A 24,972-nucleotide genomic window follows, 5' to 3' on the forward strand; every position below is an offset into this window, starting at 1 on the left:
CACCTCTTCCTGTTTCTTAAGTCCTGGGGATCAACCCTTTTTAATGATCGCTTCGGCAATGTTCGAAGGCGCCTCTGAATAACCAGAGAACTCCATCGCGTAGGACGCCCGGCCTTGCGTTGCAGAACGCAGGTCGGTGGCGTAACCGAACATTTCCGACAACGGAACCTCTGCACGGATGACCTTACCGGCAGGACCTTCGTCCATGCCCTGGATGACACCACGACGACGGTTCAGGTCGCCAACAACATCACCCATGTAGTCTTCCGGCGTCACAACTTCAACACGCATGATCGGCTCGAGCAGTGCCGGGTTCGCCTCAAGGGCACCCTTCTTCATTGCCATGGAACCGGCGACCTTAAAGGCCATCTCGTTGGAGTCGACGTCGTGATAGGAACCGTCATACAGGGTTGCCTTGATACGCAGCAGCGGATACCCGGCCAGACAGCCGTTCTGCATCTGCTCTTCAATACCCTGTTGAACTGCCGGGATGTATTCCTTGGGAACAACACCACCAACAATCTCATTCACGAAGATAAAGTTTTCGCCATCTTCATCATCCAGCGGCAGCGGCTCAAGCTTCAGCTTGACGTGACCGTACTGACCACGACCACCGGACTGACGCACGAATTTGCCTTCGACGTCTACCGGCTTGCGGATGCACTCACGGTAGGCAACCTGCGGCTTACCGATGTTGGCCTCTACCTTGAACTCGCGACGCATACGGTCAACGATGATGTCCAGGTGAAGCTCACCCATACCGGAGATGATGGTCTGACCGGACTCCTCGTCGGTACGGACACGGAAAGACGGATCTTCCTGAGCCAGCTTACCGAGAGCAACGCCCATCTTTTCCTGGTCGGCCTTGGACTTCGGCTCAACCGCAACGGAAATTACCGGCTCCGGGAACTCCATGCGCTCGAGAATGATCTTGTGATTCTCGTCGCACAGGGTGTCACCAGTGGTCACACTCTTCAGACCGATAGCTGCGGCAATGTCGCCCGCCAGAACTTCTTTGATTTCCTGACGATCCTTCGAGTGCATCTGAACCATACGGCCGACGCGCTCTTTCTTGCCCTTCACCGAGTTGTAGACGGCATTACCGGACTCAAGCTTACCGGAGTAAACCCGGAAGAAGGTCAGAGTACCTACGAACGGGTCGGTAGCAATCTTGAACGCCAGAGCGGCGAACGGTGCATCGTCGTCAACCGGACGGGTTTCCTCGGTGCCTTCGTCGTCAACTTCACCACGAATGGCCTTGACTTCGTCCGGCGCAGGCAGGAACTCGATAACAGAGTCCAGAACCGCCTGAACACCCTTGTTCTTGAACGCAGAACCACAGGTAGCAACAACGATTTCGTTGGCCAGGGTGCGCATGCGCAGACCCTTCTTGATATCGTCGATGGACAGCTCACCTTCTTCGAGGTACTTCTCCATCAGCTCTTCGTTGGCTTCTGCGGCGGCTTCAACCATCTGCTCGCGGTACATGGCGACTTCGTCTGCCATTTCCGCGGGAACATCTTTCTGCTCGTAGGTCGCACCGGAGTCAGCTTCGTTCCAGTAGATGGCCTTGTTACGGATCAGGTCCACGATACCGGCAAAGTTGTCCTCAGCACCGATCGGCAGCTGAATGGGAACACAGTTTGCGCCCAGACGCTTCTTGATCTGCTCAACAACGCGCAGGAAGTTGGCACCGGCACGGTCCATCTTGTTGACGAACACCATGCGGGGAACTTCGTATTTGTTGGCCTGGCGCCATACGGTCTCGGACTGAGGCTCAACACCGGAGGAACCACAGAACACAACAACCGCACCATCAAGCACACGCAGGGAGCGCTCTACTTCGATAGTGAAGTCAACGTGCCCCGGGGTGTCGATGATGTTGATCCGGTGCTCAGGGTACTGCTTGTCCATACCCTGCCAGAATGTCGTAGTCGCAGCAGAGGTGATGGTAATACCACGCTCCTGCTCCTGCTCCATCCAGTCCATGGTAGCTGCACCATCATGGACCTCACCGATCTTGTGGGAAATACCTGTATAGAACAGGACCCGCTCGGTGGTTGTGGTTTTGCCCGCATCAACGTGCGCACAAATACCAATGTTTCTGTAACGCTTGATAGGAGTCTTGCGTGCCACTGTATAAACCTCGGCTGATTAGAAACGGAAGTGAGAGAACGCCTTGTTGGCTTCTGCCATGCGGTGAACATCTTCACGCTTCTTAACAGCGGAGCCTTTGCTGTCAGCGGCGTCCAGGATTTCACCAGCCAGACGCTGAGCCATGGACTTCTCACCGCGCTTCCGTGAATATTCGACGAGCCAGCGCATGGCCAGCGCGTTCTGACGGGAAGGCCGTACTTCGACAGGCACCTGGTAAGTAGCACCACCCACACGACGGGACTTAACCTCAACCATCGGCTGGATGTTCTCCAGGGCCTTCTCGAACATGTCGATCGGCTCTTCCTTGGATTTCTCGGCAACAATATCCAGAGCGCCGTAAACAATGCGCTCTGCGGTAGACTTCTTGCCACTTTCCATCACGTGGTTGATGAACTTGGCAAGACGTGCACTGCCGAATTTCGGATCCGGGATAATTTCCCGTTTAGCTGCAACTCTTCTTCTAGGCATCGATAAGCCCTTATATATCTAAAAGGTCTTCAGGAACCCCTGAGATAGCAAATGCTACTCAGCCTTACTCTTACCGTTCTGACAAGCAACGATAAAAGACACCCGCTCGGGACATCAGGACTTGGGTCGTTTTGCACCGTACTTGGAGCGGCCCTGCTTACGGTTCTGCACACCCTGGGTGTCCAGCGTTCCGCGAACAGTGTGATAGCGCACACCCGGAAGGTCTTTTACTCGACCACCACGGATCAGCACAACACTGTGCTCCTGAAGGTTGTGACCTTCACCACCAATGTATGAGGAAACCTCGTAGCCGTTGGTCAGACGAACACGGCACACTTTACGCAGTGCTGAGTTCGGCTTCTTCGGCGTTGTGGTGTATACACGAGTGCACACACCACGGCGCTGAGGGCAGGCCTGGAGAGCAGGAACGTCGCTCTTGGCTACCTTGCGCTTACGAGGCTTACGCACCAACTGATTAATCGTTGCCATGTAAGCAAACTCCAAAAAACCATATCAATGAAACTTACCCCCTGTGCAGGGGGTAAAATTTAAGGGACGCAAGTGTAAGCCTGCGCCCCCGGACAGTCAAGATGACTGGTCTCTTTTTGACCACCTCCCGGGTAGGTAACTACCCGGAGGCAGTGCGCCGGCCCAACTCAGCTTTCGCGGTTGAGCTCGGCACTCAGAGCTTCTTCCACGTCGGCCGCAGTCACGCCCTGCTCTTCCAGATCGCGCTTGCGACGACGCTCGTTGTGGTATGCCAGACCGGTACCGGCCGGAATCAGTCGACCAACCACAACGTTTTCCTTCAGGCCGCGCAGGTAATCACGCTTACCGGTAACCGCACCTTCGGTGAGCACCCGGGTGGTTTCCTGGAACGAAGCCGCAGAAATGAACGACTCGGTGGCCAGGGAAGCCTTGGTGATACCCAGCAACAGACGCTCGAACCGTGCCGGTTCTTTGTCGGCTGCATCGGCCTTCTCGTTCTCTTCCAGCACCTGGGTGATTTCCACCTGATCACCGGAAAGCAGGGTCGTATCACCCGGATCGGTGATTTCGACCTTGCGCAGCATCTGTCGAACGATAACCTCGATGTGTTTATCGTTGATGACAACGCCCTGCAGACGGTAAACGTCCTGGATCTCGTTGGTGATGTACTTGGCCAGCTCGACCACACCCAGCAGACGCAGAATGTCGTGCGGGTTGGACGGGCCGTCAGAAATCACCTCGCCCTTCTCAACCGTTTCACCTTCGAAGACGTTGAGCTGACGGTGCTTCGGAATCAGCACTTCGTAAGCGTCGCCGTCTTTCGGCGTGATCACCAGGCGCTTCTTGCCCTTGGTTTCCTTGCCGAAGGACACCACGCCGCTGATTTCAGCAAGAATGGACGATTCCTTCGGACGACGGGCTTCGAACAGGTCGGCAACCCGCGGAAGACCACCGGTGATATCCCGGGTCTTGGAGCTTTCCTGCGGGATCCGGGCTACCACATCACCCAGCTCGACATTGGCGCCGTTGGCCATGGTGACCAAGGCGTTCGCCGGCAGGAAGAAGATCGCCGTGCCGCCGCCCGGCAGCTCAACCTCTTCGCCCTTGTCGTCCACCAGTTGGATGGCCGGACGAATGTCCTTACCAGCGGCTGGACGTTCTTTGGAGTCAATAACCTCCATAGTGGACAGACCGGTGAGCTCGTCCGCCTGGGTACGGACAGTGATGCCCTCCTCCATGTTGACGAACTTGGCTGTACCCTTGGCTTCCGCGATGATCGGGTGCGTATGCGGGTCCCACTTGGCAACTACAACACCGGCCTCTACCTGATCGCCATTCTTCACGGAGAGCACAGCGCCGTACGGCAGCTTATACCACTCGCGCTCACGACCCTGCTCGTCCGCAATGGCCAGGGCAGAAGAACGGGAAACCACCACCAGGGAGCCATCGATCTTCTCGATGGACTTCAGGTTGTGCAGGCGCACGGTACCGCCGTGCTTGACCTGGATGTTATCTACAGCGGAAGCCCGGCTCGCGGCACCACCGATGTGGAAGGTCCGCATGGTCAGCTGGGTACCCGGCTCACCGATGGACTGAGCTGCGATAACACCAACGGCCTCACCCACGTTGACCTCATGGCCACGGGCCAGATCGCGGCCATAGCACTTGGAACAGATGCCGTGGCGGGTCTCACAGGTAATAGCAGAGCGAACCCAGATTTCGTCAACACCAGCGCGCTCCACCATCTCGACGGTTTTCTCGTCGAGCAGGGTACCGGCAGGCACAACAGCATTGTCCTTGTCGGTCGGTGTAAACACGTCACGCGCGGTCACTCGACCCAGAACCCGGTCACCCAGGGGCACAACAACGTCGCCACCCTCGATGTGCGGCGTCATCAGCAGACCTTCATCGGTGCCACAGTCAGGCTCGGTAACCACCAGATCCTGGGACACGTCGACCAGACGACGGGTCAGGTAACCGGAGTTGGCGGTCTTCAGGGCGGTATCCGCCAGACCCTTACGGGCACCGTGCGTGGAAATGAAGTACTGCAGTACGTTCAGACCTTCACGGAAGTTCGCGGTAATCGGCGTCTCAATGATGGAGCCGTCCGGCTTGGCCATCAGGCCACGCATACCAGAAAGCTGACGGATCTGGGCAGCGGAACCCCGGGCACCGGAGTCCGCCATCATGTACACGGAGTTGAACGACTCCTGCATGAGATCCTCGCCGTCCTCACCTTTCACCGGCTGGCCGTCCGGACCAATCACCTGCTCCTTGGACAAACGCTCCATCATGGCCTTGGAGACCTTGTCGTTGGCCCGGGACCAGATATCGATCACCTTGTTGTACTTCTCGCCCTGGGTCAGAAGACCGGACGCGTACTGGGTCTCGATGTCCTTCACCTCTGCAGAGGCGGCGTCTACCAGCTCGTACTTCTCCGGCGGAATCTCGAAATCGTTGAAACCGATCGAGATGCCGGAAACGGTGGCGTAGTGATAACCCATGTACATCAGCTGATCCGCGAAAATGACGGTGTCTTTCAGACCCGCATCGCGATAGCAGGTGTTGATCAGGTTGGAGATCGCCTTCTTGACCATCGGCTTGTTGATCAGCTCGTAGGACAGGCCATCCGGCACGATATCGAACAACAGCGCCCGACCAACCGTGGTATCAACAATCTTGTATTCTTCGGTGCGAGAGCCATCTTCAGCAATCGCCACTTCCTTCACACGAACCTTGACGATCGCCTGAAGGTCGACCTTGCCAGCGCCGTAGGCACGATGCGCCTCTTTGACGTCGGCAAACACCATACCCTCGCCCAGGGCGCTCTTGCGCTCACGGGTCATGTAGTACAGCCCGAGTACCACGTCCTGGGACGGCACGATGATCGGCTCGCCGTTAGCCGGCGACAGTACGTTGTTGGTGGACATCATCAACGCACGGGCTTCGAGCTGGGCTTCCAGGGTCAGCGGTACGTGCACCGCCATCTGGTCACCGTCAAAGTCGGCGTTGTAGGCAGCACACACCAGCGGGTGCAACTGGATGGCCTTACCTTCGATCAGAACCGGCTCGAACGCCTGGATACCCAGACGGTGCAGGGTCGGCGCACGGTTCAGCATGATGGGGTGCTCACGGATGACTTCGTCCAGGATATCCCAGACCACGCCTTCCTCACGCTCAACCATCTTCTTGGCGGCCTTGATGGTGGTCGCCAGGCCACGGTGCTCGAGCTTGGAGAAGATAAACGGCTTGAACAGTTCCAGAGCCATCTTCTTGGGCAGACCACACTGGTGCAGGCGCAGGTAGGGACCTACCACGATCACCGAACGACCGGAGTAGTCCACACGTTTACCCAGCAGGTTCTGACGGAAACGACCCTGCTTACCCTTGATCATGTCGGCCAGGGACTTCAGCGGGCGCTTGTTAGTGCCGGTGATGGCGCGGCCACGACGACCGTTGTCCAGCAGCGCATCAACCGCTTCCTGAAGCATCCGCTTCTCGTTGCGCACGATGATGTCCGGCGCGTTCAGTTCCAGCAGGCGCTTGAGACGGTTGTTCCGGTTGATCACCCGACGGTAAAGATCGTTCAGATCAGAGGTCGCGAAGCGGCCACCGTCCAGCGGTACCAGCGGACGCAGATCCGGCGGCAGAACCGGCAGCACGGTCATAACCATGTCGCCGGGCTTGTTACCGGAGTACAGGAACGCCTCAAGAATCTTCAGACGCTTGCTGAACTTCTTGATCTTGGTTTCGGAGTTGGTCTGCGGGATTTCCTCACGCAGGGCATCAACCTCTTCCTGCAGGTCGATACCTTCGAGGAGTTCCTTGACCGCTTCGGCACCCATGCGGGCGTCGAACTCGTCACCGAATTCTTCCAGGGCTTCGTAATACTGCTCGTCGTTCAGCAACTGCCCTTTCTCCAGGGTGGTCATCCCCGGATCGATCACGATAAAGGATTCGAAGTACAGGACCCGCTCGATATCACGCAGGGTCATGTCCAGCATCAGGCCAATGCGGGACGGCAGTGACTTCAGGAACCAGATGTGGGCGACCGGGCTGGCCAACTCGATATGACCCATGCGCTCACGACGCACGCTGGCCAGTGCAACCTCAACACCACACTTCTCGCAGATGACGCCGCGGTGCTTGAGGCGCTTGTACTTACCGCACAGGCACTCGTAGTCCTTGATCGGGCCGAAGATCTTGGCACAGAAAAGACCGTCGCGCTCCGGCTTGAAGGTACGGTAGTTAATGGTCTCAGGCTTCTTCACTTCGCCAAAGGACCAGGAACGAATCATGTCAGGCGACGCCAGGCCAATGCGGATGGCGTCGAATTCCTTGCTTTGGTTCTGGCTCTTGAGAAGATTCAGCAAATCTTTCATCAGTAAAAGCTCCGGATGGCGTTAATCTCGGGCGGGCACTTCGCGTGCCCGCTCACGCTGCCAAAAACAATTCGGCTCACTCGGATTCCAGCTCGATGTCGATACCCAGCGAGCGGATTTCCTTGACAAGAACGTTGAAGGATTCGGGCATGCCCGGCTCCATCCGATGATCGCCATCGACAATGTTCTTGTACATCTTGGTCCGACCGTTCACGTCATCAGACTTGACGGTGAGCATTTCCTGCAGCGTGTAAGCTGCGCCGTAGGCCTCAAGGGCCCACACTTCCATCTCACCGAAGCGCTGGCCACCGAACTGCGCCTTACCACCCAGCGGCTGCTGGGTAACCAGGCTGTAAGAACCGGTGGAACGAGCGTGCATCTTGTCGTCGATCAGGTGGTTCAGCTTCAGGATGTACATGTAGCCAACCGTCACCGGGCGGTCGAACGCATCACCGGTGCGACCATCATAAAGCTTGGTCTGCCCCGTTGTGCTCATACCCGCCAGCTCAAGCATACGCTTGACCTCGGCTTCCTTGGCGCCGTCAAATACCGGCGTTGCCATGGGCACGCCGCCCCGAAGGTTGTGGCACATCTCCAGGATTTCCTTGTCGGACAGGGAATCCAGATCCACCTTGAACACTTCGTCTGAGTGATTGTAGATCTCATCCAGCAGCTTGCGTAATTCAGCTACCTTGCGCTGCTCGTCCAGCATCTGGCTAATTCGCTCACCCAGACCCTTCGCTGCCGCGCCCAGGTGAGTCTCAAGCACCTGACCTACGTTCATCCGCGAGGGTACACCCAGCGGGTTCAGAACCACGTCAACCGTGTTGCCGTGCTCGTCATAAGGCATATCTTCGATCGGCATAACCGAGGAAATAACACCCTTGTTACCGTGACGGCCGGCCATCTTGTCACCCGGCTGGATACGACGCTTGATAGCCAGGTATACCTTGACGATTTTCAGTACGCCCGGTGCGAGATCATCGCCCTGCTGAAGCTTGCCTTTCTTGTCGTCAAAGCGCGCTTCGTGCTCCTTCTTGCGGTCTTCCAGACCCTGCTCGGATTTCTCCAGCAGTTCGTTCAAACCCTCGTCTTTCATCCGGAGCTTGAACCAGTCGGAACGCGGCAGCTCGGCCAGGTAGCTCTCTTCCAGGGTGGCGCCCTTTTTCAGGCCCGGCCCACTGATCACTTCCTGCCCTTTCAGAGCACTCATCAGACGCTCGAATGTGGCACCTTCGACAATCCGGTACTCGTCCTTCAGATCCTTGCGGTACTGGTCCAACTGCTCTTTCTCGATGGACTGGGCACGCTGATCCTTCTCGATACCGTCGCGGGTAAAGACCTGCACGTCGATAACGGTGCCGCGGGTACCTGTCGGCACACGGGAGGAGGTGTCCTTCACATCAGACGCCTTCTCACCGAAGATGGCACGCAGCAGTTTCTCTTCCGGTGTCAGCTGGGTTTCACCTTTCGGTGTTACCTTACCTACCAGAATGTCACCGGGGCCCACTTCAGCACCAATGTAAACAATCCCGGACTCATCGAGCTTGGACAGCGCACTTTCACCGACGTTCGGAATATCCGCGGTGATTTCTTCGCTACCCAGCTTGGTGTCTCGAGCCACACAGGTCAGCTCCTGAATGTGGATGGTGGTCAAGCGATCTTCCTGCACCACTTTCTCGGAGATGAGGATGGAGTCCTCAAAGTTGTAACCGTTCCAGGGCATGAACGCGATACGCATGTTCTGCCCCAGGGCCAGTTCACCCAGATCCACGGATGGACCGTCGGCCAGCACGTCACCACGGGCAATCACGTCACCCTGACGCACGATGGAACGCTGGTTGATACAGGTGTTCTGGTTTGAACGGGTGTACTTGGTCAGGTTGTAGATATCCACACCTGCGTCACCCGCTTCGGTTTCCTCATTGTTGACACGAACCACGATACGGGCCGCGTCGACACTCTCAATCACACCGCCACGACGGGCCGTGACACAGACACCGGAGTCCTGCGCTACCGTACGCTCTACACCGGTACCTACCAGAGGCACCTGGGAACGCAGGGTCGGAACTGCCTGGCGCTGCATGTTCGCACCCATCAGTGCCCGGTTGGCGTCGTCATGCTCCAGGAACGGGATCAGGGATGCCGCGACGGATACTACCTGGCGCGGAGATACATCCATGAAGTTAACGCTCTCCGGCGGAGTAACGGTAAATTCGTTCTGATGGCGAACAGTAACCAGCTCGTCGGTCAGTCGCTTGGTCTTCTCGTCCATGGCAGCACTGGCCTGGGCGATGACGTAGTTGCTCTCCTCGATAGCGGACAGGTAAACCACTTCATCGGTGACCACGCCGTTTTCGACCTTCCGATACGGGCTCTCGAGGAAACCGTAGGAGTTGGACCGCGCATAAGTCGCCAGCGAGTTGATCAGACCGATGTTCGGACCTTCCGGTGTCTCGATCGGGCATACGCGACCGTAGTGGGTCGGGTGTACGTCACGAACCTCAAAGCCTGCACGCTCACGAGTCAGACCGCCAGGGCCCAACGCAGAGATACGACGCTTGTGCGTGACCTCGGAGAGCGGGTTGTTCTGGTCCATGAACTGGGACAGCTGGCTTGAACCGAAGAATTCTTTAACCGCGGCAGCCACCGGCTTGGCGTTAATCAGATCCTGCGGCATCAGGCCTTCACTTTCAGCAAGGCTCAGGCGCTCACGAACCGCGCGCTCAACGCGCACCAGCCCGACACGGAACTGGTTTTCGGCCATTTCGCCAACACAGCGAACACGACGGTTACCCAGGTTGTCGATGTCGTCGACATTGCCTTGGCCGTTACGGATATCGATCAGAGTCTTCAGAACATCGATGATGTCTTCGTGGGTCAGCGTACCTTCACCTGTACTCTCTTCACGGCGCAGACGACGGTTGAGCTTCATCCGGCCAACCGCAGACAGATCGTAGCGCTCTTCGGAGAAGAACAGGTTGTTGAACAGGTTCTCAGCCGACTCCTTGGTGGGCGGCTCACCGGGGCGCATCATACGGTAGATCTCAACCAGCGCTTCCAGCGGCGTACGGGTCGGATCGATACGCAGGGTATCGGACATGAACGGTCCGCAGTCCAGGTCGTTGGTGTAAAGGGTTTCGATTTCCTTCACGCCAGCGTCGAGGATCTTGGTAACCAGCTCTTCGGTCAGCTCGGAGTTACACTCAACCAGCACTTCCCCAGAAGCCTGATCGATCATGTCTTTGGCCAGTACGCGGCCGTACAGGTACTCGGTTGGCACCTCGAGCTCGTTGATACCGGCTTTTTCCAACTGCTTGATGTGGCGAGCAGTAATCCGGCGGCCTTCCTCAACAATCACGTTGCCGTCATTGTCTTTGATATCGAAGGTCGCAATGTCACCACGCAGACGGCTCGGCACCAGCTCCAGCTTGCACACTTCCGCGCCCAGGCTGAACTTACTGGTTTCGAAGAACATATCGAGCATCTGCTCGGAGGTATAGCCCAGGGCACGAAGCAGTATCGACGCCGGCAGCTTACGGCGACGGTCGATACGAACGAACACGGAGTCCTTCGGGTCGAACTCGAAGTCCAGCCAGGAACCACGGTAAGGAATCACCCGAGCCGAGTACAGAAGCTTGCCTGAGGAATGGGTCTTGCCCTTGTCGTGATCGAAGAACACACCCGGTGAACGGTGGAGCTGGGAAACAATAACACGCTCGGTACCATTGATAACGAAGGTACCGTTCTCGGTCATCAGGGGCATTTCGCCCATGTAGACTTCCTGCTCTTTAATGTCCTTGATCGCCTTGTTGGACGATTCCTTATCGTAAATGATAAGGCGGACCTTCACCCGCAGCGGCGCTGCATAGGTTACGCCCCTAAGCTGGCATTCCTTGACATCAAAAACCGGCTCGCCAATACGATAACTGACGTATTCGAGCGCGGCATTGCCAGAGTAACTGACAATCGGGAATACGGATTTGAATGCTGCGTGAAGACCGGTTTCCCGGCGGTCTTCAGGAGCGGCTTCCATTTGGAGGAAGTCCCGGAACGAATCCAGCTGAATAGACAGCAAATAGGGGACGTCCATCACGGAAGGCAATTTACTAAAATCTTTGCGAATCCGCTTTTTCTCAGTGTAGGAGTAAGTCATCTGCATTCCCCAGCTTTAGACCTGATACCTGGTATCAAGAAGCAACCAATGTTCTGCTTCGGGGCCGAATTGCTCGGCTTGTCGCGCCGTCTTGAACAAGACTCTGGCTGTAGGTTATAGATCTGACATCAACCTGCAATTGCTCACCAGACTCTATAGCATATACAACAGAAAAAGGCCGGTGGCCCAAAGCCACCAGCCTGTCCATGCTTATTGCACGGTTTCGATCAACAGCCGACTCTTACTTGAGCTCAACAGAAGCGCCTGCTTCCTCAAGCTTCTTCTTGGCTTCTTCAGCGTCGTCTTTGCTAGCGCCTTCCTTGATAACGGAAGGAGCGCTGTCGACCATTTCCTTAGCTTCTTTCAGACCCAGGCCGGTCAGTTCACGAACGGCCTTGATTACGTTTACTTTCTTCTCACCAGGACCGGTAAGTACAACGTCAAACTCGGTCTGCTCTTCAGCAGCGGCTTCGCCACCACCAGCAGCGGCCGGAGCAGCGGCAACGGCTGCAGCGGCGGATACACCGAATTTTTCTTCCATTGCTTCAACCAGCGCAACAACGTCCATTACGCTCATTTCAGCAATTGCGTTCAAAATGTCTTCGTTAGACAGAGCCATGACTTTCTCCCAAAAATATAAAAAATGGTGTTCAACAGAATCAAGCAGCTTCTTGCTTCTGGTCGCGAACTGCCGCTACAGCACGAGTCACTTTCGAAGGAACTTCGTTCAGTGTCCGTGCCAGCTTGGTGATCGGTGCCTGTGTTACAGCGGCCAGCATTGTCAGCGCTTCGTGACGTGTTGGCAGCTTGGCAAGACGGTCGATCTGGTCTGCACCCATCAGCTCTCCGCCGACGGCCAGGCCTTTAATCTCGAACGCTTCTTTCTCTTTGGCAAAATCCTTCAGCAGACGCGCTGCCGCGCCCGGATCTTCCATAGAGAATGCCAGAATGGTCGGACCAACCAGGGCTTCGTCGATGCACTCGAACTCGGTACCACGAATCGCGATCTTGGCGAGGTTGTTACGAACAACCTTCAGACGCACGTTTTCGGCACGAGCCTTGGCACGAAGCGCCGTCATGTCACCAGAGGTAACACCACGGTAGTCAGCCATAACCACAGACAGAGCACCACCGGCAGTCTCGTTGACTTCAGCGACGATCGCTTTCTTGTCTTCGAGTCTAATTGCCACTGGATTTCTCCTCGATTTCGCCGGGTCTTCCCGGCAAACCCACATATACCCCTCGCGGGGCTCCTAACGGTGTTTGGGTTCAGAGAGAACGTCTTCACACCGTCTGCGCAGGCGTTGCTTTAACCCTTGTGACCCTCTGCATGCAGAGGGTCTCGGGGGCCTGCGGTCTTTGACAGCCTTGGCTTCCGCCCAGACTACAAAGCAACCATCGATCAAAGAATCAAATAGCGAGACCGCTCTGATCGATAGTCAGGCCAGGACCCATAGTCGAGGACATGGTGATCTTCTTGAGATACACACCTTTCGCCGACGAGGGCTTGGCCTTTTTCAGATCTGCCACCAGAGCCTCAAGGTTTTCCTTGATGTTCTGGGCAGAGAATTCAACGTTACCCAGCGGAGCGTGGATAATGCCGTTTTTGTCGGTACGGTAACGAACCTGACCAGCCTTGGCGTTTTTGACCGCGGTCTCAACGTCAGGGGTCACGGTGCCGACCTTCGGGTTCGGCATCAGGCCACGGGGACCAAGGATCTGGCCCAGCTGACCAACAACACGCATGGCATCCGGAGTGGCGATAACCACGTCGAAATCCATGTTGCCTTTTTTCACTTCATCCGCCAGATCGTCCATACCGACAACGTCTGCACCAGCAGCGGTTGCTTTTTCGGCATTGGCGCCCTGGGTGAACACAGCAACACGAACGGTTTTGCCGGTACCGTGCGGCAGCACGGTGCTGCTACGGACAACCTGATCGGATTTACGCGCGTCAACGCCCAGGTTGACGGCCACGTCGACAGACTCTTTGAATTTCACGTTCTGGCCCAGTTCGACCAGCAGTGCAACTGCCTCGTCAACCGAGTAAGAGCGAGTAGAGTCTACCTTTTCACGAATAAGCTTCTGACGCTTGCTCAGCTTTGCCATGTTACAGGCCCTCCACGTTCAGGCCCATGCTGCGGGCGGTTCCTGCAATGGTACGCACCGCTGCGTCCATATCGGCAGCAGTCAGATCCGGCTCTTTGGTCTTGGCGATCTCTTCAAGCTGCTCGCGGGTCACGGTACCGACTTTCTCGGTGTTCGGACGACCAGAGCCGCTCTTGATACCAGCAGCCTTCAAAAGAAGAACCGGTGCAGGCGGGGTCTTGGTAATAAAGGTAAAGCTACGATCACTGTAGACGGTGATCACAGTTGGAATCGGCAGACCAGGCTCCATGTCCTGGGTCTGGGCGTTGAACGCCTTACAGAATTCCATGATGTTTACGCCGCGCTGACCCAGTGCAGGACCAACGGGGGGACTCGGGTTGGCCTTACCGGCAGCAACCTGAAGCTTGATGTACGCTTCAATTTTCTTTGCCATGATAGATCTCCTATGGGTTCAAACGCCTTTCGGCTCCCCGGTTATTACAACTGCCAAGAGCAGACACAAAAAGCCCGCGTCGCTTGAGCGCGCGAGCTTTCAGATTCCTCGTTGCCGGTCAGTCCTTCTCGACCTGCCCAAACTCCAACTCTACCGGAGTTGAACGCCCGAAAATCAGAACAGCAACTTTGACTCGACTCTTGTCGTAGTCAACTTCTTCAACCACGCCATTGAAGTCCGCAAACGGCCCTTCAATAACACGAACAATCTCACCCGGCTCGAATAGAGTCTTCGGCTTGGGCTTGTCAGCGCCACTCTCTACCCGACGCAGGATTGCTTCCGCTTCCTTTTCGGTGATTGGCGCAGGCTTATCCTTGGTACCACCAATGAAGCCAAGGACGCGCGGAGTATTCTTTACAAGGTGCCACGTCGCGTCGTCCATTTCCATCTGGACCAGTACGTACCCGGGATAGAACTTGCGCTCACTCTTGCGCTTCTTTCCCTCTCGCATCTCAACGACTTCCTCGGTCGGAACCAGGATTTCGCCGAAACGGTCTTCCATCTCGTGCAGCGCAACGCGCTCCTTGAGAGTGCGCATTACCTGCTTTTCGAAGCCAGAATACGCATGAACGACGTACCAGCGCTTAGCCATTGCCCACTCCTGTTAACCGATAAACCCGGCGACCAGCCAGCTGATCAGCGAGTCCATACCCCACAACAAAAGCGCCACAACCAGCACAAACACCACAACAATCGCTGTCGTCTGCACGAGCTCGGGCCTGGTGGGCCATACCACTTTCCGGATCTCTACTCTCGCTTCCTTCAGCAGCGTCGCGAAACGACGACCGCGGTCGGTCTGGAGGGCAACAAGCGCCGCCACAATGGCGAGACCTACAAGAGCCAGAACCCGATACAGCAGAGACTCGGCACTAAAATACTGATTCCCCACCACACCGATGGCGATCAGAACGAAAACAACCAGCCACTTCAGGAAATCGAAACGGCTGGCTGACTGAACGGCTTTTGACTCCATAGGAATCAACTTATGTATCCGGATGTTAAAAAATGGCAGGCCAGGAGGGAATCGAACCCCCAACCTGCGGTTTTGGAGACCGCTGCTCTGCCAATTGAGCTACTGGCCTGCACCGAAACAACTCAGCGCACTTACTCTCGAGTCAATTACTCGATGATCTTGGAGACTACACCGGCACCAACGGTACGGCCGCCTTCACGAATCGCGAAGCGCAGGCCATCTTCCATGGCGATCGGAGCAATCAGGGTAACACTCATCTTGACGTTGTCACCCGGCATAACCATTTCCACACCTTCCGGCAGTTCGCAAGAACCGGTTACGTCGGTAGTACGGAAGTAGAACTGCGGACGGTAGCCCTTGAAGAACGGGGTATGACGACCACCTTCTTCTTTGGACAGTACATACACTTCGCACTCGAACTTGGTGTGCGGAGTGATGGAACCCGGAACCGCCAGAACCTGACCACGCTCAACGTCGTCACGCTTGGTACCACGCAGCAGCGCACCAATGTTCTCACCAGCACGGCCTTCGTCCAGCAGCTTGCGGAACATCTCAACACCGGTGCAGGTGGTCTTCTGGGTATCACGAATACCAACGATCTCAACTTCATCACCGGTCTTCAGGATGCCACGCTCAACACGGCCTGTTACAACAGTACCACGACCGGAGATGGAGAAGACGTCCTCGATTGGCATCAGGAACGGCTGATCAATCGCACGCTCCGGCTCAGGGATGTAGTCATCCAGAGCTTCTACCAGCTTCTTGACAGCGGTAGTACCCATCTCGTTGTCATCCTTGCCTTCCAGCGCCATCAGCGCGGAACCAGTGATGATCGGAGTGTCGTCGCCCGGGAAGTCGTACTGGCTCAGCAGATCACGAACTTCCATTTCGACCAGCTCGAGCAGTTCTTCATCGTCTACCATGTCCGCTTTGTTCAGGAACACAACGATGTAAGGTACGCCAACCTGACGAGACAGCAGGATGTGCTCACGAGTCTGCGGCATGGGGCCGTCAGCTGCGGAGCAAACCAGGATCGCGCCGTCCATCTGAGCCGCACCAGTGATCATGTTCTTAACATAGTCAGCGTGGCCCGGGCAGTCTACGTGAGCGTAGTGACGGGTCGGTGAATCGTACTCAACGTGGGAGGTGGCGATGGTGATACCACGCGCACGCTCTTCCGGTGCGTTATCGATCTGGTCAAAGGCACGACTCTCACCGGTACCGAACACTTCGTGACATACACGAGTCAGCGCTGCGGTCAGAGTGGTCTTACCATGGTCAACGTGACCAATGGTGCCCACGTTCAAGTGCGGCTTATTACGTTCAAACTTAGACTTAGACATTTGACCAATCTCCCTAATCAACCAGGATCGTGACGTTGACCGGATAAATAATGGAGCTCATGGGCGGATTTGAACCGCCGACCTCACCCTTACCAAGGGTGTGCTCTACCAACTGAGCTACATGAGCATTACAAAACAAATTGGAGCGGGCAGCGGGAATCGAACCCGCGTCATCAGCTTGGAAGGCTGAGGTAATAGCCACTATACGATGCCCGCGAGCAATTTAGTGGTGGAGGGGGCAGGATTCGAACCTGCGAAGGCGATGCCGTCAGATTTACAGTCTGATCCCTTTGGCCACTCGGGAACCCCTCCGAGTCGGACCTGCTTACGCAAATCCGTCAAAACTTAAAGTGGAGCTGGCGGACGGAATCGAACCCCCGACCTGCTGATTACAAGTCAGCTGCTCTACCAACTGAGCTACGCCAGCTCACATTCGCCTCGTCAGCGAGGGCGGTATACTACGGATTTTTTTCTGGCGTTGCAACACCTTCACAAGGCCTGATTTCAACGAAATCGAAATTGCTGCCGTAATCCGCTTTCACCGCCTGAACCAGTTCTTCAGCGAGTTCCGGTTCCGCCTCAAAAGAGAGCGCGTAGCTTATCTGATTTCGGGGGAAGTTGACCAGTACCGCATTAAGATTCTGACGTTTTTTTTCTTCCAGCACGGATATTGCAGATTCCCTGGACTCGAATAGCCCCAGGGAGATCGCATTGCGGTTCTCGCCCTCGGTGACCAGATAGGAATCAATCCCCTGGCGCTGAATGTCACGGAATTGGCGCAACGCCACGGCTTCAGGTTGGGGCGGGATGAGGACCCAGTGCAAGGGCGGCAACTCTCGCTCGACTTCCTCGACCTTGAAGCCGGCTTCCTCGGCAAGGGGCTGCTTGGCCACTAGCCTTCGCGCACGCTCCGCGGTTTCGATCCATCCAAGGCGCACACAAGACGAGTCATAGCGCCCTGACGGTATCGCCACCGCATCATTACGAGGATCCGGAGACTTCAGGCTGGCCACCCGCGGCAAGCTACCACTGGCAACTTTGGCCATTCCGCCGGATGGACCGACGAAGTCTGGCAGGTAATAGATGCCAATACTGACCAGCACCAGCACCAGTGCCAACCACCTCATTCTGACGAGTCCTCGGCATGAATCGCACGCAGGCCGCTCAACACCAGGTCGGGCCGATGGGTACCAGGCAGCCCAAGGCCAAGCAGGCGATTCGCATCACCGCCAGTCACCAACAGATCAGACAGCCCGTGCTTTTGGGCGTCAGTGATAACACGCTCGATCATGGCACCGGAAAGCCAGGCAAGACCATGGTTCACGCATTCCCCGGTATTCCGTCCCGGGTCTGTCGCCAATCCCTGATCAGGGTCGAACCAGATTCGCGCCGCGTCCGTCCTGAGACTCCGCAGCATCATTTGCAACCCCGGAAGGATATACCCACCGAGATGCTGGCCACTCGTATCCACATAGTCGATGGTAACCGCACTGCCGGCATCCACCACCACGAAGCCCTGCTTGTGATCGAGCCAGGCGCCATACATTGCGTGCCAACGATCTGCCCCCATTCTCGATACATCCTGGTAGGCGTTTACAAGTCCGTTACGGGACTGCTCGGACCAGTAGAACTTCACCGGCGCCGAACAGAGCTTTGCAAGTGAATCCATCAGATGAGTGCGCCTTTCTTCGGAAGCAACGGTGGATATGGCAACACCCCTTACCTGCCTTATGAGCTCTCCTGCTGAGCTCAAAGGGTTCTCATCTTCCAGTGATCCGGTGCCTGTTGCCAGAATGCAATCCCGGTCATCCAGACACCACTTCAACCGGGTATTGCCTGCATCAATAAAAAGCTTCATGACACCACTCGCAGACTGATTTCCCCTGCGCGTACCGGAACAGTCCCGGTTTGGGTCCGTATCTGGTAGTTTCCGGCGTCATCGATACCACAGCCGACGCCTTCAACATCACCACCCCGAGCCTGAAGCGGCTTCCCCATAAAGATATCCCTTCGCTGCCAGGGCTCGCGGAAATCCGCGAAACCGACATCCGAAAACAGGGGCACCGCATCCAGAACCGCATCGATAATGGCGCCGGCAATCTGATTCCGCGACCAGTCGACGTTCGGGCATACCCTGGCAAGACTGCTCCAGGGCTGATCGACACCCTCGGCCCGGGACATGTGAACGTTCAGACCAATGCCGGCAATCACTTGCACAACGCCCTCTTCGAGTTCGCCCTGCAGCTCCACGAGAATGCCGCCAAGCTTTCCGTCGGGCAGAAAAATATCGTTCGGCCATTTGAGCCCCACCTCGGGCACTCCCAGTCGCTCCAGGGCATTGGCCACCGCAACCCCCAGTACGAGACTCAATCCGTCCAGTACCCCGAAACCACCGTGAAACGTCAGGCCCATGCTCAGATACAGGTTTTCACCCCGAGGGCTCTGCCACACACGTCCACGTCGCCCGCGCCCGGAGGTCTGGCAGTCGGCCATGACCACCGGAATACCCCGGGTACCGGCCGTGATCTGTCGGATCACTTCGGCATTGGTCGAATCCACTTCATCAAGCACGGTCAGCGCCAGTTCCTCTTCCCGGCCCGAGGCAATTCCATCAAGCACTGCCGCAGGGTCGAGCAAGTCGACCCGGGACACCAGTTGGTAGCCGCGCCCACGGATCGTGGCAATATCCGCACCTTCGTCCATTGCGCGACGGATCTGTTTCCAGATTGCCGTGCGACTGACCCCGAGTTTTTCGGCCAACGCAGCTCCCGAATGGACCTGTCCGTCACTGAGCAGCTCTATAAGTGCCTTGGATTTCATTACACGCATCCAGCCATGAGAGTGGGTAAGGCCGGATTAAACACCAGGGGAAGGAAAAAGACAAAGTCGGCAGCCTGCCTTTGCGAATTGGCTGCCGACAGATCAGGGAATCGGTGTCGCGGTGAGGTTCGCCTTGATATCGAAGTTCTGCATTTTCACACCGTATACCGCGGTTTGTGCGCCGCCAACGGGGTGGACCAGATCAATATTATTGATGGAGAGCTCCTTGAACTGACTTCTCGCTTTCACGGCAAAACCCAGCGGGCGATTTTCGGCTTCCTGCAGGGTCGGATTGGCCACATAGCGATAACCCGAAGCTGATGCGCCATCCATGATTTTCTCGTCAGCCCGGTTGCCAACCACGCCCAGAGCGTCAGGACCGTCCGTCTTTTTGACGACCCGGGTCTGGTAGACATCCACGGAAAGGTCGGTGCGCAGGCCAAACGAATTGTCTTCCACGCCGTCACCATCGAAGTCACCGCCATCGCTGGTATGGATATCGTTCAGAACCAGACGCGTGCCCGTTCCATTCACCGCTTCGCCAACGCCATTGGTTTCCCGGTTGGTTTCCCAGGTCAGCGCGTTTTTTCGGTCCTCACCGGCGGCCTTTGCAAACACCTGCTTCAGGCGCACAGTCAGCCCTTCCTCACCCCGGGCTTCCCAGACACCTCCAGAGCTGGCACAGGACGATGGACTGTCACCAACGCCACCGGCGCAGACATCACCGGCGCCTCCCGGCATGATCGTCATACTGCTCCCGGTTTCATGTTTCTGGACCACGAATCGCCCAAAACTCCGGCCTGATTCCTTGTCACCAATCCTCAGGTTACCGATGTCCATGGTGCTCCAGGCTTCGCCTTTGACAATCGCAAGCCCCTCCTGCGTGACGTCTACTGTCATGCCCCGAACGTGGGAGTCATAATCCAGCTCGGTGATCCAGAGCCCCTTCTGCGGAACCTCGCCGTTACCCTGATCGTAGGGCACCGCGATAATGGCGGCCTTGCCATCACGAATCCGGACATCCGAGTTGATGGTAATACCCTCACCCGAGGCACCACCGGCGCCAAGCGTCATATGGCCATCCAATTCAAACTCATAGGCCGGATAAAAGCCCAGCGCCAGCAGCAGCTCCGTGCCACCCTGCAAGGGCGCATCCTCACTGCCCACCCGCAGACCGTTGATCCGGTACCCAGCCCGGACATTCTCAAACCCAATGCGCAGGCCATCGAAAAACTGGGTGCCATTGATCATCTCATTGCGAGTCACGTTAACCGTAACATCACCCTGCCCCCACGACTGAAGGCCGCTGAAGATCACCCTGTTCCCGTCTTCCGTGTAGCTGAAATCGGCAAGCCGCAAGCTCCATTCCGTGGCGAGCCGCAAGCCCTGGGGGCCGGCATCCGGATGACCACCGCCCTGGAGATAGACCGCATTGGAATAGTTGCGTCCATTGAACACCTGGTCCTCAAGCAGAAAGCTGACGTTCACCTCTCCGATGCTTCTCCCACTGCCGCCAACCTCAATGGCACCGATATTAAACTGCCCGTCCAGGGAGCCAAGGGTCAGGGCAAGGGCCGGACGATTCCTCCAGTCGGTTGTCACATCAAGCCTGAGGTCGTTGATTCGATAGCTTCCGGTGATGTCCCTGAGGGCCAGAGCCTTACCGTCATCCATATAGAGGAAGGTCGCCAAGTGAATAACCGTCTCGTTATCGATGCGGAGGCCTTCCCCGGAGCGCCCGCCGGCGGTAATGCCGGTGCTGGACGAAAGATCGTAGCTACCGCTCAGGCTACCGAAACTGGGTAGCAGTTGACCCGAGCCAGAATCCACGGATACGCCATGATTCAGGGGGTTATTGCTGTAACGGATTGCGCCAACCTCCCAGTTACCAACAATCCTCGGCGCATCCAGGGCCAGGGTGTCGCCGACGACGTCCAGCGTTACCCCCAGGGCCTCCACGTTCATGGTGATATCATCGAGGAACACTTCATTACCGTTGGTGCGATAACCCAGGCGGCCGCCGGTCATGGTGTAGGCCGAGTCGAACGTGTAGCCGGCCCCGCCAACGGAACCACCCTGGCTGATGTTCAGATATCCCTCCAGGGTATGGTCGAAAAAGACGCCACCCATACTGACTCCCGGCGCCCCGGCGAGGCGGATATCTCCAAACTCCACTCTCCGATCCTCGACCAGGTAATCAAGATTCAGGGACGCGTCGTCCTCGATGTCGATCCGAACCAGATGAAACGCCTGACCTGCCGAATCGATGGCTGAACCAACCCGGAAGCCTTCCAGATGGATGCCTTTGTCATCGTCATAGTAGGACAAACGATCTGCTGTCAAGGCAAGGTCCAGCTCCATGGTCAAGCCACTCTGACCGCTGATATTCGCCAACGCGGTGTCGTCGAGGCTTTTCATATCGGCAAACACCCAGGAGGCGTTGATCAGGCACGCCAGCCCGATAGCCGTCGAGGTAAATGGCCTGCTACTGTCCGGAGCCCACATAATCATCAACCTCTTGCCCATTACGGATTACCGGCAGGAAACACGAGCAGGTTGCCTTCCATGACAACTTCTCCTCGCATATCCACTGAGAATATGTCGGTCTGTTGAAACCCCGGGTCGGTTGGCCGCGCTGTACTGCTGGCGGAGATCTTGAATTGGACGTCATTGAACCGGACGGTGTTTGGCAAACCCAGTTCCAGAACATCCCGGTTGAACTGCTCTCCATCACCCCCGAACCCGGAATCAACGGTGCGGACCCGCAGTGTCAGCCCCTCAAACGCGAAATTACCGCGAATATCATCAAGGACCATCCAACCGCCATTTTCTTTAAGGCGGTAGGCAAAGCGGGCACCGCACTTTTTGTCGGCATCGTCACAGCGTCCGAAATAGCTGTTCTCAACGGGACCACCCATCTCGTTGATACTGATGTCGCCGGACAGATAGATCCCGCCCTGGCCCGAGATGTCTGAAAGGGCTTCATCACCAAGTCGGGAGAGCTCCGCGAGGGTCGGCGGAGCAAGCAGCAAAATAGCGAGGGCTAGAGACGTTCTGCACAGGATGGCTTTCATTGGCTCAGATCCCTCGTTTTTATATTCAGATGCTGTATGAGCATGCCCTGGACTCGGGCTGAGCCAAAATCACGGTCGCCAACACTGAAATTCCCGATCTTCAGATTGCTGCGGAATTCCGGATTGGTGTAATAGGACTCGTAGAAATCCCAGGCTTCAGCATCGCTGCTACTTCTCAGGCCGTCCGCACCGATCTCGCCCGGTTGAGGACGCCGAATCGCGGCCACCTCCACCACAAAGTTTCCACTACCATCAACATCGAAGAACACCGGCTGAAGCTGATTACCAATCGCAAGCTCAAGCGCAAAATTACTCATCAGAATTCGTGAGCCACAGCTGGAGCCATCCTGTGCGCAGGCGTTTATCGACAATTCCGGAGAATAAAAATTGAGCTTGAACTGTCCAACCATTTGGCGCCGATCATCGTCCCCCCAGAGACGCAGATAACTGCCGTCGATAACAGCGCTCTTGGCGTGAATATTGATGTTGGCAGACCGGTCGTCACCCACCGCGACGTTCATCTGCATACCAATATCCGCACGTTCCCCAATGTAATCCACAGTGGCCGGGCGACTGGAACAGGTGCCGCTGCCTAAACCGGCACTGGAATCCATGCAATCGTAGCCCTGGCCGGCAGAAACCCTGGAACTGGCCGCAAACTCCAGAACCGCCTTGTTGGCGATGCCGATTTCGTTGCCATCTACAACATCGATTCGCCAGGGATTAAGAAGCCGCCCAAGGTTCACCGGACCCAAGGCCTGGCCATAGTTGCTATTGGCGCCGGAGATATAGAGGTGGTTCACCGTTATATCGACATCACGACCATCAGTGCTCTTGATGCCTCCGATCCGAAAAATGCGTGCCTGCTCACCCGATGCATCCGGCTCGTCTGTTCCGTGGGAAAATTTAAAATTCTCCAAGACCAGGCCGATACCAGCACCGTCAATTCCAGCCATTTCCGTTTCCGAGAGGCCCTGAAGCTCTGCCTCGGCATAACCAGGCATGACCAGTACGCTCCAAACTGTAAGAAGAGGAAATACGGAAACAAGAAGCTGTCTGGAACTGAACCATGTCATAAAGCGCTCCTCAGAACAGGCCTTTGCCGCGGTCGATGTACTCGGTACGGTAACGCTGGGTGCCATAGAGCGCCTCGTTGAGATTCACCTCAGTCGCTCCGTTTGGGATATTGAAGAATGCACCCGAGGTTGCCCTGATGAAATCCTCGGGCGTGAAGTCTGTTTTCTTTACATCTTTCAACCAGTCCAGATCCTTGGTCTGGAAGGAAATGAAGGCGCCATCAGCCGGGCCAGTGATTCGCCTCTCGCCGTTCACCTCACCGACTTCGCCTACGGGGAAGCTGTTATAGATATCCAGGTCGAAGCAGGAGTCGATCCCCAGGACAAGGCAATCCTGGGCATAGACATAAATGTCACCGCCGGAACAGCTGAAAAAGGAACAGTCAGGAACTTCAATCCGGGAGCTCGATCCCCAGCCGATCAGGTTCTGTACCGACCAACGGGTAAATCCACTGGCGCCTTCAAGCACGAATCGCTCACCGTTCGGAATGCCAATGTATTCGGCTCTTATGGGATCCAGCTCGCCAATGTTTGGATCACCCTCCGCACCATAAACCAGCTCGGCTTTGGTGGAGAGCGGACTACCACCCTCAAGGAGTGGCGTCAGGAGAACAATCAGTTGATCAAACAGATTCCCGGAGGAATTTGCCTCTGAGAGCCCCTCACCTCGATCAATGATATCCACATTCACATTGCCGGTCAGGGTTTCGATCTTCCCTGAGAGAACGCCCATGGATTCTCCGAAACCAAGCCGAAAGCCGACCACTTCATCGGTGTCTTCATCAAAGGCGAATTCCAGGAAGGGATTCTGGATGTGGAAAGGGACTATCTCACCCTCGCCATAAGCACTGCCGTTAGCCTTTCGCTGCCTGGGGGCTTCGGGATTCGCGTCAAAATAGGCCTGATTATTGATATAACCAAGGGCAAAATCTTCAATATAGACGTCCGAGGTGCCCGGCTTTTCACCTTCCCGGTCGTAACGACCCATTTCCAGGACATCTACGTTGGTCTGGATTTCAATATCCATTCCAAGATTGACCCGGGTATAGGCGGTATTGTCGTTGGCATCAGGATGGTACTGGCGATCAACCGATATAAAAGCCTGCCCTGTAACTTCAGACATCTGTTGGTCCGAAATCGGGCGCAAATCGGCATTGACCCCCGAGGCCAGTAAAGGCAGGAGGAGAAGCGAGGAAATTGTTTTACTCATAGTCACATCTCACCGCTGCCGCTTCTTATTGTTGGCGGCTGATTAAAAGATGACTGATGAGCGTCTCTGAGGCTGGCTTCGGTTTTTGGTGTTGTTTTCGCCAGTTCTTTTACAGAAGTTTAACGCTGGTTACACGTTGTCACTGTGCGCGGCGTCATGATTTTGGGATTTCTCAGATTTCAGGCAATAAAAAACCCCAGCATCGAAGATGCTGGGGTTTTA

Annotated in this window: 19 protein-coding genes and 5 tRNA genes; all 24 read right to left on the reverse strand. The window is 56.2% G+C overall.

The genetic code is table 11. The features are described from left to right. Positions 1-30: 30 nt before the first annotated feature. The 24 genes from fusA to GJU83_RS17505 all read right to left on the reverse strand — a co-directional run bounded on the left by fusA (position 31) and on the right by GJU83_RS17505 (position 24,663). On the reverse strand, positions 31-2,136 hold the full coding sequence (fusA, locus tag GJU83_RS17390; protein ID WP_153634814.1) for an elongation factor G: 2,106 nt from the start codon (positions 2,134-2,136) through the stop codon (positions 31-33). Positions 2,137-2,154: 18 nt separating this feature from the next. Next, a complete protein-coding gene (gene rpsG / locus GJU83_RS17395; RefSeq protein ID WP_008174847.1) occupies positions 2,155-2,625 on the reverse strand; it encodes a 30S ribosomal protein S7 in 471 nt (156 codons plus the stop codon). Between the two features lie 114 nt (positions 2,626-2,739). Continuing rightward, entirely contained in the window at positions 2,740-3,114 is a 375-nt protein-coding gene (rpsL, locus tag GJU83_RS17400) for a 30S ribosomal protein S12 (RefSeq protein WP_008174844.1), read from the reverse strand. 167 nt (positions 3,115-3,281) lie between these two features. Further along, positions 3,282-7,496: a DNA-directed RNA polymerase subunit beta' gene (rpoC, locus tag GJU83_RS17405; RefSeq protein WP_069184022.1), complete on the reverse strand. Its 4,215-nt coding sequence runs from the start codon at positions 7,494-7,496 to the stop codon at positions 3,282-3,284. A gap of 76 nt (positions 7,497-7,572) precedes the next feature. Continuing rightward, entirely contained in the window at positions 7,573-11,652 is a 4,080-nt protein-coding gene (gene rpoB / locus GJU83_RS17410; protein WP_069184023.1) for a DNA-directed RNA polymerase subunit beta, read from the reverse strand. A 241-nt stretch (positions 11,653-11,893) separates the two neighbouring features. Continuing rightward, positions 11,894-12,271, reverse strand: a complete 378-nt coding sequence (gene rplL, locus GJU83_RS17415; RefSeq protein ID WP_069184021.1) for a 50S ribosomal protein L7/L12 — start codon at positions 12,269-12,271, stop codon at positions 11,894-11,896. A gap of 40 nt (positions 12,272-12,311) precedes the next feature. Continuing rightward, positions 12,312-12,842, reverse strand: coding sequence for a 50S ribosomal protein L10 (gene rplJ, locus GJU83_RS17420; protein WP_064228578.1), 531 nt, complete (start codon positions 12,840-12,842; stop codon positions 12,312-12,314). 220 nt (positions 12,843-13,062) lie between these two features. Continuing rightward, entirely contained in the window at positions 13,063-13,761 is a 699-nt protein-coding gene (gene rplA, locus GJU83_RS17425; RefSeq protein ID WP_153634815.1) for a 50S ribosomal protein L1, read from the reverse strand. 1 nt (position 13,762) lies between these two features. Beyond that, positions 13,763-14,194, reverse strand: a complete 432-nt coding sequence (gene rplK / locus GJU83_RS17430; protein WP_008174831.1) for a 50S ribosomal protein L11 — start codon at positions 14,192-14,194, stop codon at positions 13,763-13,765. A gap of 118 nt (positions 14,195-14,312) precedes the next feature. Further along, positions 14,313-14,846: a transcription termination/antitermination protein NusG gene (gene nusG, locus GJU83_RS17435; RefSeq protein ID WP_069184020.1), complete on the reverse strand. Its 534-nt coding sequence runs from the start codon at positions 14,844-14,846 to the stop codon at positions 14,313-14,315. A 12-nt stretch (positions 14,847-14,858) separates the two neighbouring features. Then, entirely contained in the window at positions 14,859-15,227 is a 369-nt protein-coding gene (gene secE / locus GJU83_RS17440; RefSeq protein WP_064228582.1) for a preprotein translocase subunit SecE, read from the reverse strand. 33 nt (positions 15,228-15,260) lie between these two features. Continuing rightward, positions 15,261-15,336, reverse strand: a tRNA-Trp gene (locus GJU83_RS17445). Between the two features lie 37 nt (positions 15,337-15,373). Continuing rightward, positions 15,374-16,570, reverse strand: coding sequence for an elongation factor Tu (tuf, locus tag GJU83_RS17450; protein WP_136629937.1), 1,197 nt, complete (start codon positions 16,568-16,570; stop codon positions 15,374-15,376). A 51-nt stretch (positions 16,571-16,621) separates the two neighbouring features. Further along, positions 16,622-16,697, reverse strand: a tRNA-Thr gene (locus GJU83_RS17455). A 14-nt stretch (positions 16,698-16,711) separates the two neighbouring features. Then, positions 16,712-16,786: transfer RNA gene (locus GJU83_RS17460), tRNA-Gly, on the reverse strand. 11 nt (positions 16,787-16,797) lie between these two features. Beyond that, positions 16,798-16,882 (reverse strand) — tRNA-Tyr (locus GJU83_RS17465). Between the two features lie 39 nt (positions 16,883-16,921). Next, positions 16,922-16,997: transfer RNA gene (locus tag GJU83_RS17470), tRNA-Thr, on the reverse strand. A gap of 31 nt (positions 16,998-17,028) precedes the next feature. Beyond that, the gene (locus GJU83_RS17475; RefSeq protein ID WP_069184024.1) at positions 17,029-17,697 is read right to left on the reverse strand and encodes a hypothetical protein; all 669 of its coding nucleotides are present in this window, start codon (positions 17,695-17,697) and stop codon (positions 17,029-17,031) included. Further along, complete coding sequence (locus tag GJU83_RS17480; RefSeq protein WP_153634816.1) at positions 17,694-18,428, reverse strand: type III pantothenate kinase; 735 nt, start codon at positions 18,426-18,428, stop codon at positions 17,694-17,696. The genes GJU83_RS17475 and GJU83_RS17480 overlap by 4 nt, the downstream gene beginning before the upstream one ends. Then, complete coding sequence (locus tag GJU83_RS17485; RefSeq protein ID WP_069184026.1) at positions 18,425-19,390, reverse strand: biotin--[acetyl-CoA-carboxylase] ligase; 966 nt, start codon at positions 19,388-19,390, stop codon at positions 18,425-18,427. The genes GJU83_RS17480 and GJU83_RS17485 overlap by 4 nt, the downstream gene beginning before the upstream one ends. A gap of 102 nt (positions 19,391-19,492) precedes the next feature. Next, the gene (locus tag GJU83_RS17490; protein WP_153634820.1) at positions 19,493-21,895 is read right to left on the reverse strand and encodes a DUF6160 family protein; all 2,403 of its coding nucleotides are present in this window, start codon (positions 21,893-21,895) and stop codon (positions 19,493-19,495) included. 20 nt (positions 21,896-21,915) lie between these two features. Continuing rightward, entirely contained in the window at positions 21,916-22,464 is a 549-nt protein-coding gene (locus GJU83_RS17495) for a hypothetical protein (protein ID WP_069184027.1), read from the reverse strand. After that, a complete protein-coding gene (locus GJU83_RS17500; RefSeq protein WP_153634817.1) occupies positions 22,461-23,540 on the reverse strand; it encodes a hypothetical protein in 1,080 nt (359 codons plus the stop codon). Before GJU83_RS17500 ends, GJU83_RS17495 begins: the two co-directional genes overlap by 4 nt. 10 nt (positions 23,541-23,550) lie before the next feature. Next, positions 23,551-24,663, reverse strand: a complete 1,113-nt coding sequence (locus GJU83_RS17505) for a hypothetical protein (protein ID WP_227514547.1) — start codon at positions 24,661-24,663, stop codon at positions 23,551-23,553. Between the last annotated feature and the right edge of the window lie 309 nt (positions 24,664-24,972).

Source organism: Marinobacter salsuginis (assembly GCF_009617755.1).
GTDB lineage: Bacteria > Pseudomonadota > Gammaproteobacteria > Pseudomonadales > Oleiphilaceae > Marinobacter > Marinobacter salsuginis.